Annotated in this window: 11 protein-coding genes; 9 read left to right on the top strand and 2 right to left on the bottom strand. The window is 54.3% G+C overall.

The window, feature by feature from the left end; translation table 11 throughout:
* Positions 1–52: 52 nt before the first annotated feature.
* On the bottom strand, positions 53–3,649 hold the full coding sequence (locus QTO31_RS18915; protein WP_301430700.1) for a CHAT domain-containing protein: 3,597 nt from the start codon (positions 3,647–3,649) through the stop codon (positions 53–55).
* Between the two features lie 414 nt (positions 3,650–4,063).
* Here QTO31_RS18915 and QTO31_RS18910 point away from each other — a divergent pair, with 414 nt between their 5' ends.
* From QTO31_RS18910 to QTO31_RS18870, 9 genes are all read left to right on the top strand, one after another.
* Positions 4,064–5,608, top strand: coding sequence for an aldehyde dehydrogenase family protein (locus QTO31_RS18910; protein WP_028459235.1), 1,545 nt, complete (start codon positions 4,064–4,066; stop codon positions 5,606–5,608).
* A gap of 20 nt (positions 5,609–5,628) precedes the next feature.
* Positions 5,629–6,486 (top strand): ABC transporter ATP-binding protein, encoded by an 858-nt coding sequence (locus tag QTO31_RS18905; RefSeq protein ID WP_411278407.1) that lies wholly within the window; start codon positions 5,629–5,631, stop codon positions 6,484–6,486.
* A gap of 436 nt (positions 6,487–6,922) precedes the next feature.
* Positions 6,923–7,198 carry a metal-sensitive transcriptional regulator gene (locus QTO31_RS18900; protein WP_301430695.1) on the top strand — a complete coding sequence of 92 codons (276 nt, stop codon included), beginning with the start codon at positions 6,923–6,925 and terminating at the stop codon, positions 7,196–7,198.
* Positions 7,199–7,213: 15 nt separating this feature from the next.
* Positions 7,214–7,438 (top strand): heavy-metal-associated domain-containing protein, encoded by a 225-nt coding sequence (locus tag QTO31_RS18895; protein ID WP_028459238.1) that lies wholly within the window; start codon positions 7,214–7,216, stop codon positions 7,436–7,438.
* Positions 7,439–8,295: 857 nt separating this feature from the next.
* A complete protein-coding gene (locus QTO31_RS18890) occupies positions 8,296–10,848 on the top strand; it encodes a heavy metal translocating P-type ATPase (RefSeq protein WP_301430693.1) in 2,553 nt (850 codons plus the stop codon).
* A gap of 1,397 nt (positions 10,849–12,245) precedes the next feature.
* Positions 12,246–12,884, top strand: coding sequence for an HDIG domain-containing metalloprotein (locus QTO31_RS18885; RefSeq protein ID WP_031461049.1), 639 nt, complete (start codon positions 12,246–12,248; stop codon positions 12,882–12,884).
* A complete protein-coding gene (lysA, locus tag QTO31_RS18880) occupies positions 12,881–14,185 on the top strand; it encodes a diaminopimelate decarboxylase (protein WP_301430691.1) in 1,305 nt (434 codons plus the stop codon). Before QTO31_RS18885 ends, lysA begins: the two co-directional genes overlap by 4 nt.
* A gap of 184 nt (positions 14,186–14,369) precedes the next feature.
* The gene (locus QTO31_RS18875) at positions 14,370–15,266 is read left to right on the top strand and encodes an ROK family protein (RefSeq protein ID WP_301430689.1); all 897 of its coding nucleotides are present in this window, start codon (positions 14,370–14,372) and stop codon (positions 15,264–15,266) included.
* Between the two features lie 82 nt (positions 15,267–15,348).
* Complete coding sequence (locus QTO31_RS18870; protein ID WP_301430688.1) at positions 15,349–16,995, top strand: amidohydrolase; 1,647 nt, start codon at positions 15,349–15,351, stop codon at positions 16,993–16,995.
* A gap of 16 nt (positions 16,996–17,011) precedes the next feature.
* Here the strand turns inward: QTO31_RS18870 and QTO31_RS18865 are convergent, their stop codons facing one another.
* On the bottom strand, positions 17,012–18,229 hold the full coding sequence (locus QTO31_RS18865; RefSeq protein ID WP_301430686.1) for an NAD(P)/FAD-dependent oxidoreductase: 1,218 nt from the start codon (positions 18,227–18,229) through the stop codon (positions 17,012–17,014).
* Between the last annotated feature and the right edge of the window lie 31 nt (positions 18,230–18,260).

Here is an 18,260-nt window from a genome sequence, read left to right as displayed (position 1 = left end):
GGCGACGATTACTGGTCGCCGAGCGGGGTTTTTTGTCAAGAAATCTTCTTTTCTATCTCCTCAGTAAACTGCTGCGACTTATGTACCACTGAGTACGTAGTTCGAGTGGCCAGTATTTGAAGTAGCTGTCTAGTTCGCGTAGGGTGTTTCTGTCGCCAATCCAGGCCAGTGCTTCAATCGCTTTACGCCTGAGATAAAGGGCTTGATTACCGCTGATGGAGAAAGCATGCTGAAATGTGCCAATGGCGAAAGTTGGGAGTGGTTGTCGCCAAAGGGCAATTTCTTCGATCAGTTGCTTGATCGTGAGGCTACTCCCGCCTACGATGGCAATCGTGCGTGAAGCCGCACTCTCGCCGATCCAGGCCAGCGATTGTAATGCACGCGCCTTTACACTTTGGCTGGGATTTATAATGAGCAACGTTAGCAACCAGTCAATCACCAGTGGTTGATTGATACGCAAGCGACCGGCCAGGTAAGCGATCTGTTGGGCGGCTGGAGCGGGCATATCGGGTTTGCGACGGATCAGAGTGATGATCAATGGGATAACGTATTCTGGGTCGAGGAGCGTGAGGGCATCAGCCGCCGCCCACATAGTGTCAACCCAATCGTCGCTAATGGGTGTGTTGATGGTGTCAGATGGAGCGACAATCATACGCAGAAGGAATCGGGCATCACAGAGCTGCTGTGATGGAGTAGTGCTTACATCGGCTAACGCAAAGGCAGCAATTGCCCGTTCGGGGGCCAGTGGTGAGGTGCGCAGCAGATGCCTCAGCTCGCGCCGGCCGCTCTCTGCTTTCAGCCAGGCAGACATTAGCTCGATCAGGGGGCGATCATCACGTAACTGTCTGACAGATATTGATGTCCGATCAAACGCTTCGGCAGGTGTGCTGCCACCATCTCGACGCTGAAAAGTGGGGAGATAAAGATCACGCAGAGCGCGAGCGGCTGCGATGCGGATGTTCGTATATTCGTAGCGCGGCCCATTGCTGGTCTGACGTACCTTGTTGACGGATATATGTCGTAGCTGTTGCCGAACTTGTGGATAATCAAGCTTGCCGAGTGCACTCACCAGAGTTTTACGTCGTTCGGGTTGAGGCTCTTGCCGTTCATCGAGTTGGAGCAGACAGGTATCGATCAATTCATGACGGAGAAATTCAGGCAAGGCTTGCATGCTCGATGGTGGGAGTGCTTCCAGGCAGCGTGCAGCCAGAACTGCCAGCCGATTGTTACCGGCGCGCAGTGAGTCGGCGATGTGCTGTAGTAATTCTTCGGGTTTATCGAGAAAGCTGACCAGCGCATACAATACATCTTCCCACCAGTGTTGACGTTCAACATCTGCACATAGCGCAACGATATTAGCCAACAATTGCGCACGATCCGGGCTGTGATAGAGTGCTTTTGCTGCACAATAGGCAGCGACTGCTGAATTTGTGAAACAAATCGCCTGTTGACCGATGATGGTGAGGAGTTGGGTATTGCTGAGTTGACGAAAGAGATTTTCTAAACTGTAATCTCGGTTACGACGCACCTGAGCGAGAATAGTAAAAACCTCGCTTAGCGAAAGATATTCGCTCATTTGCCAGCGTAAATGCCAGGCAAGTTGATATAAACTCTCGTGCGCAACGTTCCCCATCTGATAAGAATGGTCAAGGTTGCGTAGTTCCTGAGCGAGAAACTCTTCAATAATGTGATGATAAGTAATATTTTGCTGACCATTGGTTGAAAGACGCTCGAAAATAAGGGTTAGCATTCGTGGATCATTTGCCAGGTTGTACAAACGATACTCACGCATGCGTTCAATGATTTGCTTAGCCTGGCGGCGATTACGCTGACGAACATAATCGATAATGCTCTGTTCATCAAGCGGTTGGATAGCCAGTATGGTAATATTCTGATCAGCCGTTAAGGGAGTAAACGTCTGTGGTGCTGCGATGATGAAGCTCTGGTCGGGCAGGCGCTGACGAGCTGTGTTGAGATCGCGCAGCAATTCTTGCCATTGACTTTCCACCACCTGATCCAGATCGTCGAGCAAAAAAACCAGGCGTGGGCGTTGGGTGGGGCCTTGTGTTCTTCCGCGAAATAGAGCATCGAGCTGGTCGGCAAGCGCGAGGTGTTGCTGGCGAACCTGTTCAACAATATGATGGTAGATTCGTAATTCACCGCTCACCTGTGTGTAACCGTTCAGCGAGACGAAAACGCCGACCGGTGCTCTAACGTCAAGAAGTGCCTGCCGCGCTAAATCGTAGCAGACGCGACGTAAAATGGTCGTTTGACCAGACTGTTGGGAGCCGGCCAGAACGATACATTGCCCTTTGCCATCTTTGGCAGCGGTTGTTACCAGGTTTAACAACATATCGCGGGTTGAGCTGATTGGAGGGGGATTTTCGGGGCGACGTTGGGACAGTTGGGCGTACTGTTCGGCCGGAATCGTGATACAGCCAACGTCGATATACTCATAACCGGCCCAGCGTTTGAAATCTTCTTGTTGCAGTAACCATTCAATATAACTAAGCAACGCACTGGGCTGAAACAGACGTCCGGTCGCCAGGCGGGTATAAAGAACGGGTGTACTCCAGTTGACACTATCGGGACGATAAATGCGTCGGCGTGCAGTGGCAACCGCCAGATCGATAAGGCCGTTGCGCAACAGTATCTCGGTCAAGTGTTGGGTAAAATCACGGGCAAGGTCAATTGACACTAGTCGCTGCATTGCCAGTACTGCCGGGATCCCACTATCGGCGATGAGACGGGCAGCTAAATTGCTCAGCGGGGCTTGAAGATCAACCGTAGCACTGTTGCAGGCGATCAGTGCGATCATCGTTGGTTGATGGGAAGCTGGCAATTGGGCCAGAATACGGGCAAATTCCATGCCATCGAGGAGTCGACCACGCCGTTGCGCACCATGTTCAAGCAAGAGGCGAGTACCGTATGCTGGCGCAAAGAGGGCGTGACCCAAATAGAGCACGATATCGTAGCCACGTTCGTTCTGTTGTTGGAGGGAACCTTGTTCTAACGCAGTACGAAGTTCTGCTTCTCCGGCACGGGGCAGAATATCGCAAGACAACTGTCCGGTATCAATAAACGGACGAAAACGCTGTCGAAAATCTTGCTCGGTCGCGTTGCGGTCGAAGGGTGATAAACGCCAGCGTTCGAGATCAGAAGGTTCGCTCAGCACTATGAGCATGCGAATGGGACGGTGATCAAGCGGATCACGCAGTGGAAACTGCTCGCTATCAATATAGCGCGAAAAGAGGATATGATTACTGGTTGTGAGCGGTAAGGCCCGACTCTGATTGTCTGCTACCGGGAAGTGGAGCAATTCCCACGGAATAGCCTGAAGCTCAGCATCGAGCGGATCGAGCGCTAATCGAAGGCGGAGCGGTTGTTGGTTTTGGATAGCAAGTTGCCTTGCTGTGAGCACGGCATGTCGCAAGCGACCTGGAAAGAGGCGTTGGAAGAGGGTCTGACCGAAGCGAGCAATACTGTCGGGATCACTCGATTCGGGGAGAAGCAAATTAAATTGTACATCTTCACTTGCGACAAGACGGCGACCGTCGCCATACTGTAATTCGATAGTGTATGTATTTGGCTGCGAAAATCCCTGGTTGCGTCGCAGTGGTCGTATGAGTAGGTCGGTGCGATGATCCATAGTTTGTTACACCTCTGGCCCGGACATTGTTGGTGTATAGTGTAGCATAGTGGTTGGTCACGAAGGAGGGGCAAGATGCTTTCTCTCTCTGAATAAATTGGGAAGAGGGAAAGCATTGGTAGGGGTGGGTTGATACCTCTGCCACGGTAGAGCACATTCCAGCGGCCCGCACTCTCGGACGACTGTGCAGGTCGGAAGACGTTTTGAGCGTCTGAATGACGTTCCGCGCTCGTAATGTATCCGTTCGTGCGCAGAGAAATGGTGCTTTCATCGTACCAGAGGATGAACACCTGAAGACCCTCACACACTTATCTCGATTGCCGATACACCTTCCCTGGAATAGGTATAACGCTTGTCTCTAGCGTGATATACTGTGATTGTGTCAAATATCACAGTTTCTGAAGAGGAAGTAGTATGAGCAAAATCATCGCACCGGAGTGTGAATGGTCGCATCTGATGGCGCAGTTACGGGCAGCAGTTCCTGAAGCCTTTAACGCTGAAGGACACGTCCTCAATTTGATTGAGGGAACCTGGGGTTGGCCCGGCCATGGGAAACATTACAGTACCGCTATTGATGGTAGTGAATTAGGTCGGATGCCGATGATTGATCTGGATACTGCAAAACGGGCGGTTCGTTTTGCTGCTCGTGAGCATGAACAATGGGCGAAAACCGATCTTGATGAGCGACGACGGCGAGTGCGTGAAGCGATAGATGGGTTGCGACAGTACCGTGATTTGATCGTGTACCTGCTGATGTGGGAAATTGGCAAGCCGTATCATCTGGCGTGTGATGATGTTGATCGTTGTCTTGATGGGGTCGAATGGTATCTCGACCAGATCGAGTGGATGATGAATGGACGCCGGCCACTGGGTTTGATCTCCAATATCGCTTCGTGGAATTACCCGTACTCGGTGCTTATGCACGCTGTGCTGGTACAGACGCTGGCCGGTAATGCGGTGATTGCCAAAACCCCATCAGACGGTGGCCTGTTTTCGCTTACGCTAGGCTTTGCCATTGCCCGTCGGGCCGGTTTACCCGTTTCGTTGGTGAGCGGCTCAGGTGGTGCACTGAGTGATGCACTGGTGCGGAATGCCGATGTGGCTTGTCTGGCATTTGTCGGCGGGAGAACGAATGGTCGTGACATTGCAGCTTCACTGTACGACCGCAATAAGCGCTACATGCTCGAGATGGAGGGGGTCAACTGTTACGGAATATGGGATTTCTCCGATTGGGCAAATCTGGCGCAGCAGATTAAGAAAGGGTTTGCTTACGGGAAACAACGCTGTACGGCTTACATCCGTTACGTTGTGCAGCGCCGCCTCTTTCCTAAATTCCTTGATATGTACCTGCCGGTATTGAAGAGTCTCCAGATCGGAAACCCAGTATTGGTCGATCGAGCGGGTGATCCGCTGCCACGGCTTGACTTTGGCCCACTGATCAATGCCAAGAAAGTTGAAGAACTGCGCGTGCTTTACAGTGAAGCGATAGGGGCTGGTGCTATCTGTCTGTACGAGGGTGAACTAAATCCTGACCTGTTTTTACCCGATCAGGATATTTCAGCGTATATGGCACCGATTGCACTGTTGAATGTACCACGGAACTGCCGGTTGCATCATAACGAACCGTTTGGCCCCATTGATACAATCGTGATTGTTGATAGCATTGAAGAACTGATTAGCGAGATGAACGTCTCGAACGGTAATCTAGTCTCGTCGATTGCGACTGATGATCCAAAATTGGGGCAGATGATTGCCGGCGAGTTGCGGGCCTTCAAGGTTGGAATCAACCGAATGCGTTCACGTGGTGATCGTGAAGAGGTTTTTGGTGGTATGGGCGCCTCGTGGAAGGGGTGTTTTGTTGGCGGGAAGTATCTGGTCGAGGCAGTGACCGTAGGTGCGCCAGGGGAAAGATTGTACGGCAATTTCCCTGATTATACGCTACTGCCAGAGCAACGGTGATTGTTAGACACGTCATTGGTATGTTCTTAACAGTTGACAAACCTGTTGACAATCTGTCGGCTGAAGCATCGGCACAGCCTGCGATCAGAGTACAGAGTGTTACCAAACGCTATCACACTCGTACCGGTGAAGTGCAGGTACTAGCAGGGATCGATGTTTCGGTCGCGGTTGGCGAAGTTGTGGCCTTAGTCGGTCCGAGTGGCTGTGGCAAGAGCACGCTGTTGCGCATTGTCTCGGGGCTTGAGCAGGCGGATACGGGCGAAGTAAAGCTGTTAGGCCTGTCGCCGCTCAAGGCTCGACGTGAGCGTCGCTTTGGGATCGCGTTTCAATCGGCTGCATTGCTGGAATGGCGTGATACGGCGGCGAATATTGCGTTACCGCTTGAGTTGGCCGGATGGACACCGGCTGACCGTGACAGACGGGTGGCCGAATTGTTGGCGCGAGTGGGGCTGAGTGATGCGGCCGAGCGGTTGCCGCGCCAATTGTCGGGTGGCATGCAACAACGAGTCGCGTTGGCCCGGGCACTAGCCCTGGCGCCACCGGTGTTGCTGCTCGATGAACCCTTCAGCGCTCTCGATGAATTGACCCGTGAGCAGTTGCAAGGTGAGCTGTTGGATTTGCTTTCTACGATTGAACCGAAACCGGCTGTGCTGATGGTGACGCATAATCTGGCTGAGGCAGTATTGCTCGCCGATCGCGTGATTGTCTTGAGTCGGCGTCCGGCACGGGTCTTGGCCGAGGTCACTATCAATTTGCCGCGTCCAAGACAGGCCGAGTTACGTGATGATGAGCGTCTGCACCTTCTGGTTGCCGAGTTGCGTCGGGTGCTGCGACGCGATCAAAGCGATGGGCAAGCGGCGATGGTGGTGGAAATATGAAGTTGAAATATAGAAGGTAGATGAGGAGTACGAGGGAAGAGTGGGTTCCAGACGCACTCAACGGGCGGACGATGGGGATCAGTTCTGCAAGGTGGTCGCCTGGGAGTGAGGACCTCCTGCCCACGTTGTGCAGGGCAATGCAGTGTGGCTCGGCCACAGACCACCATCCGAATGGAAATCTGTGGGGCGGTTTAGGTGCCTGCCTCTCTTCCTCTTCCTGCGCTCCTCACCCTCCCACTACCGGGTAGGAAAGAACGTTGAAAATCCCTCTTTCTTGCACGCCGTTGACTGATATGGTATGCTACTCTTACCTACCCCTCCCTGGGGGGAGGGGTAGACGGTCATCTTGAGCGGTGGAGTGTCTGCTTCCCCGTGCGTGAACACGCACCTATCCGCGCGCGATGATGGCTTACGCTTAAACAATAAGGAATATCCTATGGAGCAGGATCAAAAGCAGCAGATCCTCAATCGCTTGAAGATCATCGAAGGCCATATTCGCGGTGTTCAGCGTATGGTGGAAGAAGATGCGTATTGTATCGATGTGCTCAATCAAACTCGTGCGATCCAGCAGGCGTTGGCCAAACTCGATGTGCTGATTCTGTCAAGACATCTGCATCATTGCGTTACGACTGCGATTCGGAGTGAGGATGTTGCTGAACGGGAGCGGGTGCTTACCGAGTTGTTGCAGGTTTTTGAGAATATTCATCGCTGAAACAGGAGGTTGTCGATGGTCACTGAGCAGTTTCGCGTGCCCGGTGTATCGTGTCAGCATTGTGTACAGGCAGTACGAAAGGAAGTTGGCACACTCAGCGGCGTGTCACAGGTCGAGGTTGATTTGAACAGCAAGATCGTAACCGTTGTTCACGATGAGAACGTTGACATCACCGATATTGTGATGGCAATCAAAGAGGCAGGCTACGATGATGTGACGCCGTTGGGGATTGCCTGTTAGTTACTACCGTTCTCTTTTGACTCCTTCCTTTGTACGCCGCGTCGGAGCCGATCCGAATAACGTGTGATCCAACAGATAAAATCCAATGATGCGTGCGGCATTTTTCTCCTCACGCGGTTGCCTGGGTGCGCGGGCCTCTGGCCCGCATCGTGCGATTCATATAACGCAGAGTGGAAAAGGCGGCGATGATGAAACGGTGATTATCTATGCCTGCATCGTGCGATTCATATAACGCAGAGTGGAAAAGGGCGATGATGAAACGGTGATTATCTATGCCCGCATCGTGCGATTCATATAACGCAGAGTGGAAAAGGCGGCGATGATGAAACGGTGATTATCTATGCCCGCATCGTGCGATTCACATAACGCAGAGTGGAAAAGGGCGATGTAAAAACCATTGGGTCTTTTCAACCACACTCTCAGCTAAGGTTGGAAGACATTTAGAGCCTATTCGAAATATCTCGTTGCAGAACTTGAAATGAAGGTCAGCACAGGTTGCCCTGACTCGTGCTGATGCGAATACCGTAGTGCCGAGATGTGCCGATGGTCGAATAGCCAAAGCGGCACTCACTAGTCAAGGTGTAAGACGATGACGCGATACACTGCTAACCATACCAGCCGGGTCAGGAAGGGCATCCGTCCTTACCCATACCTACCACACTGCCGTGACAATATGGAGATGCAAGACACAGGATGCACCTGATGGCTAAATACGGGTTGTACATCATGGGCATCGGGTATGCTGTCCATCGGCGGTACCCACCGGTAGGGGTACGGCGCCGTCGTGCCGCTAATGGCTTGGGGTTCGCCCGGTGAGACAATAAACGTAGCAACCCTGCAGAAAGGGACTCCATCCTATGTCCGAATGTGAAATCAGATTGCCGATTACCGGTATGACCTGCGCGAGTTGTTCGGCACGGGTTGAAAAGGCATTGCGTAAAGTACCGGGTGTTCTGACCGCCGAGGTCAATCTGGCGAGTGAACAGGCGTTGGTGCGTTATGATCCGACGCAGACGCAGCCTGAGCTGTTGCAGCAGACCGTTGAGCAGGCCGGTTATGGCGTGGTTGTTGACGAAGTAACCTTGCCGATTACCGGTATGACCTGTGCGAGTTGTTCGGCGCGGGTTGAGAAGGCGTTGCGTAAGATACCGGGTGTGTTGTCTGCCGAGGTCAATTTGGCGAGTGAGCAGGCGTTCGTGCGCTATGTGCCAGGAATGGTTGAACGCTCTGGGTTGGTAGCGGCGGTTGAAGAGGTTGGGTACGGCGTTATTGAGTCTACTGATGTCGGTGAAGCTGGCGAAGATGTTGAGACTCGGGTTCGTGAAGCCGAGATGAGCGAGCGACGACGGCGGCTGTTGGTTGGTATTATCTGTGGATTGCCGCTATTTGTGCTGTCGATGGCGCGAGATTTTGGCTTGATTGCACCGTGGCTGATCGGTGATGGGGCAGCGATGATGGCGGCAATGCGCGATGCAACCATGTCTGAAATAATGACGATGGTGGCAGCGCGTGACGATCTGCTGAACTGGCTGTTCCTAATACTGGCTACACCGGTTCAGTTCTACGCGGGACGCGATTTCTACCGCTACGCCTGGCGGGCACTACGTGCACGTACTGCTACCATGGATACGCTGATCGCTCTCGGCTCGTCGGCAGCCTATGTGTACAGTCTGGCGATCTTGATCAGCGGGATGCCTGGTCATGTCTATTTTGAGACGGCAGCGCTGATTATTACGCTGATTCTGGTCGGTAAATATCTTGAGGCGCGAGCAAAAGGGCAAACGAGTGCTGCGATTAAAGCCCTGATCGGACTTCAGCCGAAAACTGCACGAGTAGTACGTGGTGGACAAGAGGTTGATGTGCCGCTCACCGAAGTACGGGTTGGTGAGATGGTCATTGTTCGACCGGGTGAGAAGATTCCGGTCGATGGGGTCATAGTCACCGGCGAATCGACGATCGATGAGAGTATGCTAACCGGTGAGAGTCTACCGGTTGAAAAGCAGGCTGGCGATCCGGTTTTTGGGGGAACAATCAATCGCAGCGGTAGTTTCCAGATGCGAGCGACGCGGATTGGCAAAGATTCGGCTCTGGCACAAATTGTGCGGCTGGTACAGGAGGCGCAGGGATCAAAAGCGCCGGTGCAGGCGTTGGTTGATCGTGTCTCAGCCGTGTTTGTGCCCATTGTGATAGCCATCGCTCTGATCACGTTTCTCGGTTGGTTATGGGCCGGGGTCGGTTTGACGCAGGCACTTATTTTTGCGGTGGCGGTATTGGTGATCGCCTGCCCGTGCGCGTTGGGTTTAGCGACTCCAACTGCCATCATGGTTGGGACGGGTACCGGTGCAGCGCATGGCATCCTGATCCGCAACGCCGAGGCTCTGGAGCGAGCAGCCACCTTGCAAATGGTGGTGTTCGACAAGACCGGTACGATCACGCATGGTCGTCCTGAAGTTACCGATATTGTGACAGTAACCAGGCCGGTATTGGTTCAGGGCATGCACAGTGCGCAGGTAACCGATCAGGAACTCCTGCAATTAGCGGCAGCAGCAGAAAGCCGAAGTGAGCATCCATTAGGGGTTGCCATTGTCAAGGCGGCGCAGGCCCGTGGGCTGACGGTCGAACGACCGACGCGCTTCCAGGCAGTTAGTGGCGCCGGGGTCGAGGCTGAGGTGCATGGGCAAAGGGTCCTGATCGGTACGGTGCGCTGGTTGCAGACGTATGGGCTGGATGTAGCACCGGTGCAAGCATTGGTTGATCAGTTACAGGAAGGCGGTAAGACGGCAATCGTTGTGGCAGTTGATGGTGAGGTTTGGGGCGTGATCGCCTTAGCCGATACGGTCAAGCCAACCGCAGCAGAGGCGGTAACCCAGTTGCGGCAGCTTGGGATCGCGGTTGCCTTGCTAACCGGTGATAATCAGCGCACGGCAGCCGCTATTGCAGCAGCAGTTGGCATTCCGCTAACCGCTGTGTATGCCGAAGTAAAGCCAGATGAAAAAGCGGCAGTTGTAGCGCGCTTGCAACAGGGTGGAGAGGCCGGTAAGCCGCAACGAGTAGCTATGGTTGGCGACGGGATCAACGATGCCCCAGCTCTGGCTCAGGCCGATGTTGGGATTGCGATGGGGAGTGGTACTGACGTGGCGATGGAAACGGCTGACATTACATTAATGCGCAGCGATCCGCGTGGAGTTGCTCAGGCTATCAGGCTTAGTCGCGCCACGGTACGCACCATTCGCTGGAATCTCTTTTGGGCTTTTGCCTACAATGTCGTATTGATCCCGGTGGCAGCAGGAGTTTTCTACCCCTTCACCGGCTGGCAGTTGAGCCCAGTACTGGCAGCGGCAGCAATGGCCTTTTCGTCAGTTTTCGTTGTCAGCAATTCGCTGCGGCTACGGCGGGTGAATATGACCTAAGCAAGGTGAGGGTGTGCTCACAGCACTGCGTGATTGCCAACGGTCGTATTGTGTTCAAGACATATTCTGTTAACGTGAGGATTTTCAACGTTTTTCCCGGTCACCAGCAGAGAGAAGCGGAGGGTCGGTTACTTAATGCGTCCGCAGCGCACGATAAGGTGCTGCGCTTCCCATGCCGATGCTAGTCTACAGCAAACCTTCACTTGTTTTGCCGATGATACCTTTTACCGCAGCGGTCGGGGCGGCTTCCCAACCTGCCCCCGATAGGTGCTGATGCTCCAGCCGATGGGTTCTTGCCGCGTATCAAGGCGACCGTGTGGACTAAGAACCTGATCAGAAACCCAGATTTCTCATCGGGCACGTACCATACCTGTGAAACCATCGCATGGAAGGTTACCAATATGCTTTCGCACCCCCCACCCTCCCCCGTCCTCTCCCGCAGCGCCTATTGCGTGAGGGGGGCCACCGTTCTTTCGCTCCCGCCTCTCCGCTCCCCCGTCCTCTCCCGCAGCGCCTATTGCGTGAGGGGGGCCGCCGTTCTTTCGCTCCCGCCTCTCCGCTCCCCCGTCCTCTCCCGCAGCGCCTATTGCGTGAGGAGGGCACCGTTCTTTCACTCCCGCCTCTCCGCTCCCCTGTCCTCTCCCGCAGCGCCTATTGCGTGAGGGGGGCCACCGTTCTTTCGCTCCCGCCTCTCGCCTCCCCCTTCCTCTCCCGCAGCACCTATCGCGTGAGGAGGGCCACCGTTCTTTCACTCCCGCCTCTCCGCTCCCCCGTCCTCTCCCGCAGCGCCTATTGCGTGAGGGGGGCCGCCGTTCTTTCACTCCCGCCTCTCCGCTCCCCCGTCCTCTCCCGCAGCGCCTATTGCGTGAGGGGGGCCGCCGTTCTTTTGCCTCCATCCTCCCCCTTCCTCTCCCGCAGCGCGGGAGAGGAAGGGGGCTAGGGGGGAAGGTGAGGGCCGCCAGGCGTGCACCGCAGCACCGGCGCTGAACCCGGTTTCACCCGGTTCCATCGCGTCGATCCATGATCGTGTCTCAGCACAAGCCCAGGTGTTTGATACGACGCTTCGTTGCTCGCCACTTCAGCCGGCGCCCCTGCTGAGCAAAACCACGAGTTTCTGAAAGGCTAAACCTCACCGCAGCGATGGCGCTGGCTCTAGCTCCTTATCCTTCGCTTGTAGACGTGATGGTGTGCTGATGCGCCAACCAATAGATTCTCGCCACGCACCCAGGTGTCGTAAAGCCCTATGTCAACGTGGGTGGGGTTCGCACCCGTTCAAGCTTATACCCAAGCGAGTACATGTAAAACGTACAACATGCCGCCCGAAGCGATTGCAAACGTGGTATGATAAAAAGCGATATGTAGCCATTCCCTGAATCGACAATGACAAAGGAGCCGTGATGCTCACCGATAAAGCTCGTCAGATTATGCACGAATGGATTGCTTCAGATAGTCTACGTAAGCATTGTGAAGCGGTTGCCGCCTGTATGACGCACTTTGCCGAAAAGCAAGGTGCTGATGTCGATCTGTGGACCGCAGTGGGATTACTGCACGATCTCGACTTCGAGCGCTATCCGCATATGCCGGTTGCCGGGCCAGCGACAACGGCTATCTCTGAGGCATTGTTGCGTGGTGATGAACTCCCAGCCGAATTGCCAGGGCATCCCTTCTACGGTGTTGCCTACTTGCGGTCGACGGGCTGGTCACCAGAAGTACTGCGGGCTATCCTCAGCCATGCTGATTACAGTGGAATAGTACCAGAGACACCGCTCGAACGAACACTTTACGCCGTTGACGAACTGAGTGGTTTTGTTACCGCAGTAGCGTTGGTTCGCCCCGATAAAAGTATCTACAGCGTTGAAGTTCCCTCGGTGCGCAAAAAGATGAAAGACAAAGCCTTCGCTGCAAAGGTTAGTCGCGAAGGGATCATCCATGGAGCCGAAGTAATCGGTATGGAGCTTGATGCCCTGATCGGTGAAGTGATTACCGCTCTGCGTGCGGCTGCACCGCGCCTCGGTCTGGTAGGAACAAATGCATGACATTCGCCCCTCATGTCTGGCCGGAGACGGCAGCTATTATTGCGGGCCGCCTGTTCATTGGCGGATGCGACACGGTTGCGTTAGCCGAGCGTTTTGGTACGCCACTGTATCTCCTCGATGAGGCAACATTGCGTGGTGCAATGCGGAGATACCGTACTGCATTCGCGGCTGCGTATCCCGGCCCGACAAGGGTACATTATGCTGGAAAGGCATTACTGAATACGGCGCTGGCTCAAATAGTGGCCCAGGAAGGGCTGGGGCTGGATGTAGTGTCGGCAACCGAATTACTGGTGGCCAAACGAGCCGGCATGCCACTGGAGCATGTTCACCTGCACGGTAATGCAAAGAGTGATCTCGAATTAGAGCGGGCCATTGCCTGGCGAGTCGGGGCAATTGTGGTTGATAACCTTGATGAGCTGGCGCGTTTACGTGCTTTAACGGCCCATCTCGCTTTGCCACAGGGGGTACTGCTGCGGGTAGCCCCGGCCATCGAAGCCGATACTCATGCGCATATCGCAACAGGGAGCGCTACCGCTAAGTTTGGCTTACCGCTCGACAGCCTTGATCAAGCTGTTGCGCAGACACTAACCGCCCCCGGCTTACGCTGGTTAGGCTTCCACGCCCATATCGGATCACAACTCTTTGCGCTCGATCAGGTCACGGCAACGGTTGAGGTCCTGGTAGCACTGGCGGCCCGGTCACGTGATCGCCTTGGGGTCATTCCAGAAGAACTTAGTCCGGGAGGCGGGCTGGGGGTACCTTACACCGCCGATCAGCCAGCAACCGATATTGAACACTACGCACACATTGTGAGTGCGGCTATGTGTCGGGCCTGTGCACAACATGCTCTTCCGTTGCCACGTCTGACCGTTGAGCCAGGACGTTCAATTGTTGCCCGTGCCGGGGTAGCATTGTATCGGGTGATCGGGCGGAAGGGCGAACGATGGCTGCATATCGATGGCGGGATGGCCGATAACATTCGACCCGCGCTTTACGGTGCTCGTTACAGTGCAATGTTGGCGAATCGGGCCAATGTATCGGCATCCACGAAGCTTGATGTGGGTGGACGTTACTGTGAGTCGGGTGATGTGCTGTTACGCGAGATTGAGTTGCCGTTGGCGGAGCCGGGTGATGTGCTCGCGGTAGCAACAGCCGGTGCGTACACACTGAGTATGGCCAGCAATTACAACCTCGTGCCTCGTCCGGCACTAGTGTTGGTCGGTGATGGAAAGGTGTGCCTGCTTCAGCGCCGTGAAAGCGAGGAAGATGTTCTGGCTCGCGATCAGTTTCTCGACATGTAAGGTGTTTATGAGACAAGATATTAGTTTCTTTTGCCATTGAGTTTTTCATTGGAAAGGGAGGCGGCTTGAACACAGCGCACTCTGCGGAGAGGATTTTAGAGGCTGACCTCTCCGTCGTGAAATATCCTCTTTGCGGTAAACTCTTTTTTGTTTGACCCCATGTTAATCGGGGTGCGAGGTTCGTATGACACATACTCCCCTCTACGGTGGCATTGAAGCTGGTGGCACGAAATGGGTTTGTGCTATTGGGACGGGGCCAGATGATATTCGGGCTGAAACTCGTTTTCCAACTACAACGCCTGCCGAGACGCTAAGCTGCGCTGTCGAATTTTTCCGTGCACATGATTCTGAACAATTGGCTGCAATTGGGGTCGGGTCATTTGGGCCGGTTGATCTCAATCCGCTCTCATCATCGTATGGGTATATCACTACTACACCGAAGCCGGGATGGGCAAATACGGATGTGGTTGGCACACTCCAGCGGGCATTAGGGCGACCCATCGGCTTTGATACTGATGTCAATGTGGCCCTGCTCGGTGAACAACAGTGGGGAGCAGCGCGTGACTGCGACGTTGCTGTGTATATCACGGTTGGTACAGGAATTGGCGGTGGGGCGCTAGTTGGCGGTAGATTGGTGCACGGATTGATCCATCCTGAAATGGGTCATATTCGTCTGGTACGTGATCCAGAACGTGATCCGTTTACCGGTATTTGCCCCTATCACAGTGATTGTCTAGAGGGTTTGGCGTGTGGCCCGGCAATCAAAGCGCGCTGGCATGCGCCGGCTGAACAATTGCCTGCCGATCATCCAGCCTGGGAGCTCGAGGCTGATTATCTTGGTCAGGCAATGGCGACGTTGCTCTGCATTCTTTCGCCGCAACGCATCATTGTTGGCGGCGGTGTTATGAGTCAGCCACACATGTTTCCACGTGTGCGGGCAGCAACGCAGCGGTGGTTAAACGGTTACTTGCAGCATCCCCACATTCTCGTTCACCCCGAACAGTTGATCGTACCGCCAGCGTTAGGGTCACGCGCCGGTGTGCTGGGGGCGATTGCCCTGGCGATGAGAGTAGCAGGGTAGAAAAAAGTAGATGGTGTCTATTGTCGGCTTCTGGAGATGCTCTGTTTCCAACAGATTTCTAGGCCGAGGAAAAGAGGTTTGTATGCTGCTAGCCCGTGATCTTGCACCTGATCTGATCCTCTATAACGCCACGATTTACACGTTGTATCAACCATTACCTCGGTGTCATGCCGTAGCTTGCAAAGATGGCCGAGTTGTCGCTTTAGGCAGTGATGAAGCAGTACTGGCACTGGCCGGATCGACAACGCTTCAGATCGATTTGAAAGGACGTTCAGTCATTCCCGGCATTAACGATGCGCATAACCATATGCTTGAGATGGGTCTCAAGTTAAAGCGGATTGGTCTTGATGACTGTACTTCGATTGCCGAGCTGATTGAACGGGTACGGGCGGCAGCAGCAATCACCCCGGCTGGCGAATGGATTGTTGGCGAGGGTTGGAATGAGTCTCTCTTTCAAGAAGGGCGTCTACCTAGCCGCCATGATCTCGATCAGGCGACAACCGAACATCCGGTGTTGCTGAAGCGCTTTTTCAACATGGATGTCGTTAACTCACGAGCACTGGCGCTAGCGGGTGTAACTGCGGCGATGCCTGATCCAAGTGGCGGGAAGATTGAGCGTGAACCTGACGGTTCACCGACGGGGATTCTCCGTGCTGCGGCAAAAGAACTTTGCCGACGCCTGATCCCGCGCCCCACTCAGGCTGAGTGTGTGGAGGCTCTGGCAGTGGCTGGACAAGCGTATCTTTCCTATGGTATCACTAGCATCCTTGATCCAGGCTTACAGCCATGGGAAATCCAGGCCTATCTGGCGGCCCGGCGGGCCGGTCGCTTACCGGTACGGGCATGTCTCCTTGTTTCCTGGCATGGTTTCCGTGAGAGTGAAACACGTGCTGAACTTGATGGGCGTGCGGCTGCGCTCGGCGGCTTAAGTGGTTTAGGTGATGAGTGGCTACGTATCGGTGGTTTAAAAATGGCAATTGACGGAGGCACCACATCGCACACAGCGTGGATGTTTCAGCCTTTTTTGGGAGAGGATCGAGTTTATAACTACAATCGGCTCGATCCGAAGGAGCTGCACGAATTCTTTACCCGTGGTCATACACTTGGCTGGGACATTGGTATTCACGCAATCGGTGATCGAGCACATCATGAAGCGGCTCGTGCTTTTGCCGAAGTACTTTCTGCCCATCCGCGTGAGCATCGTCATAATTTGATCCATGGCTATTTTGCGACTGAAGAGAGTTTACAGCATATGGCGCGTCATGGCCTTGCTGTCGTAATTCAACCGACCTTTATCTACTACGAAGGAGATGATCTGTTTCGTGATGTTGGCCCGGAACTGGCAGCTCGTTATAAACCGATGCGAACCTATCTTGATCATGGCATTCGGGTAGTAGCGACAAGTGATGTACCTAGCACGGTACATTTCAATCCCTTCATTGGTCTGTACAGTCTGGTGACGAGGAAAAGTTGGAAAGGCACCTTAATTGCTCCTGATCAGGCGGTGAGTCGTGAAGAGGCGCTCTATGCTTATACAGTAGCTGGCGCCTGGTTAACTCGTGAAGAACATCTGAAAGGTCCCCTCGCACCTGGTTTTCTCGCTGACATGGCTGTTCTTGATCGCGACTATTTTACGTGTCCCGCCGAGGAAATTAAGCAGATTCAGGTTGAGATGACTATTTTGGGCGGGAATATTGTGTACATGCGTGACGGTTTTAGCGAGCGTTAAGGTGACCCAATTACTTCTACGTCTGCAACGTCGGGCGATCAATACGCAGCGGGGTCAGTGCGTTAGGGAAGATACCGGTCTGCACTGCCTCGGCGAGATAACGGCCAATGATGGCAGCAAATGGCATGCCGTGACCAGAAAAACCGCCGACTGCGAACAGGCCAGAATAAGGATGGTAGACAATTGGCAAATAGTCGGAGGTAAAGGCCATTGCGCCTGACCAGCGACGTTCAATGGTAATGCCGGCGAGCGTTGGGAACAGGCGACCAAGACCTGTCTCGAGTGCACCCTGTACTTCAGGGCTAACTTCACCGGCTGGAACACCAACATCGTTATTCGGCGCAATAGCACGACAACCACCGAACAGAACCTGACTAGTGGGAACTTGTTGCCCGTATTCGCCAGTTGAGGTTAGACTGGCATCGAAGCCACACGCAATAAATGGCGCAACTGGCGCCGTGCAGAGCATCTGTCCGCGCACCATCTGAATCTGCTGGGCCAGTTCTGGCAGCACTTCACCACTCCAGGCATTAACGGCAACGATAGCGGCAGCCACCTCAATCGAGCGACGGTCGGTTTCCAAGCGTAGGCTATTATTGGTGACGACGATGCGTTGAAGTGTGACTCCCCAACTGCACTGAGCGCCATAGCGTTGGGCAGCGGCGATCAAACCGTATACTAAGCGACCCGAATGTACCGTACCGGCAGCAGGATTGAAGCGGGCGCCACTCACAGCGGCGCCGAGAGGGATAGAAACCAACTCTTGCGCAGCATCCCGATCAAGCAACTGCGCCGGAAATCCGTCAGCCTGGAGTGCGGCGACAGTCGCACCGGCGAGGGTCAATTGCGCTTCACCGATAGCAAAATTGAGGTTACCGTGCAAACGGAGATCGCATTCGATCTGCTCTTGCTGGATCAGCTCAACCATCAGACGCTGACCGGCCAGGCTAAGTGCGTAGAGGTCGCGGGCCGTGGCTGCGCCGTAGCGGGCAGTAGCTGCCAGATAGTTCTCGGCCAGACCGGCGGCCAGAATACCGCCATTGTTCCCACTCGCGCCGGCTGCCGGTCCGTAACGATCAATGATTAGCGGCTTAAGGCCAGCACGTGCCAGCCAAAGTGCAGTAGCAGCACCAACGACACCGGCGCCGACCACAACGATCCCGGCAGTTGGCGGCAGGTCGATCCCGGTCAGTGGTGGTTGGTTGAGCGTGGCATGCCAGTACGAAAGCAACATACCATTCCTATGGAGAACACTGCTTCTTCTT

Source organism: Chloroflexus sp. MS-CIW-1 (assembly GCF_030444705.1).
Classification (GTDB): domain Bacteria; phylum Chloroflexota; class Chloroflexia; order Chloroflexales; family Chloroflexaceae; genus Chloroflexus.
Note: the sequence above shows the minus strand (reverse complement) of the source record. Positions and strands in the feature narration are given on the sequence as shown.

Bases quoted from the DNA above. Each gene is read 5' to 3' on its own strand.
- QTO31_RS18890 (WP_301430693.1), top strand. From the start codon at position 8,296: ATGTCCGAATGTGAAATCAGATTGCCGATTACCGGTATGACCTGCGCG.
- QTO31_RS18900 (WP_301430695.1), top strand. From the start codon at position 6,923: ATGGAGCAGGATCAAAAGCAGCAGATCCTCAATCGCTTGAAGATCATC.
- QTO31_RS18885 (WP_031461049.1), top strand. From the start codon at position 12,246: ATGCTCACCGATAAAGCTCGTCAGATTATGCACGAATGGATTGCTTCA.
- QTO31_RS18870 (WP_301430688.1), top strand. From the start codon at position 15,349: ATGCTGCTAGCCCGTGATCTTGCACCTGATCTGATCCTCTATAACGCC.
- QTO31_RS18915 (WP_301430700.1), bottom strand. From the start codon at position 3,649: ATGGATCATCGCACCGACCTACTCATACGACCACTGCGACGCAACCAG.
- QTO31_RS18875 (WP_301430689.1), top strand. From the start codon at position 14,370: ATGACACATACTCCCCTCTACGGTGGCATTGAAGCTGGTGGCACGAAA.
- QTO31_RS18865 (WP_301430686.1), bottom strand. From the start codon at position 18,229: ATGTTGCTTTCGTACTGGCATGCCACGCTCAACCAACCACCACTGACC.
- QTO31_RS18905 (WP_411278407.1), top strand. From the start codon at position 5,629: ATGTTCTTAACAGTTGACAAACCTGTTGACAATCTGTCGGCTGAAGCA.
- lysA (WP_301430691.1), top strand. From the start codon at position 12,881: ATGACATTCGCCCCTCATGTCTGGCCGGAGACGGCAGCTATTATTGCG.
- QTO31_RS18895 (WP_028459238.1), top strand. From the start codon at position 7,214: ATGGTCACTGAGCAGTTTCGCGTGCCCGGTGTATCGTGTCAGCATTGT.
- QTO31_RS18910 (WP_028459235.1), top strand. From the start codon at position 4,064: ATGAGCAAAATCATCGCACCGGAGTGTGAATGGTCGCATCTGATGGCG.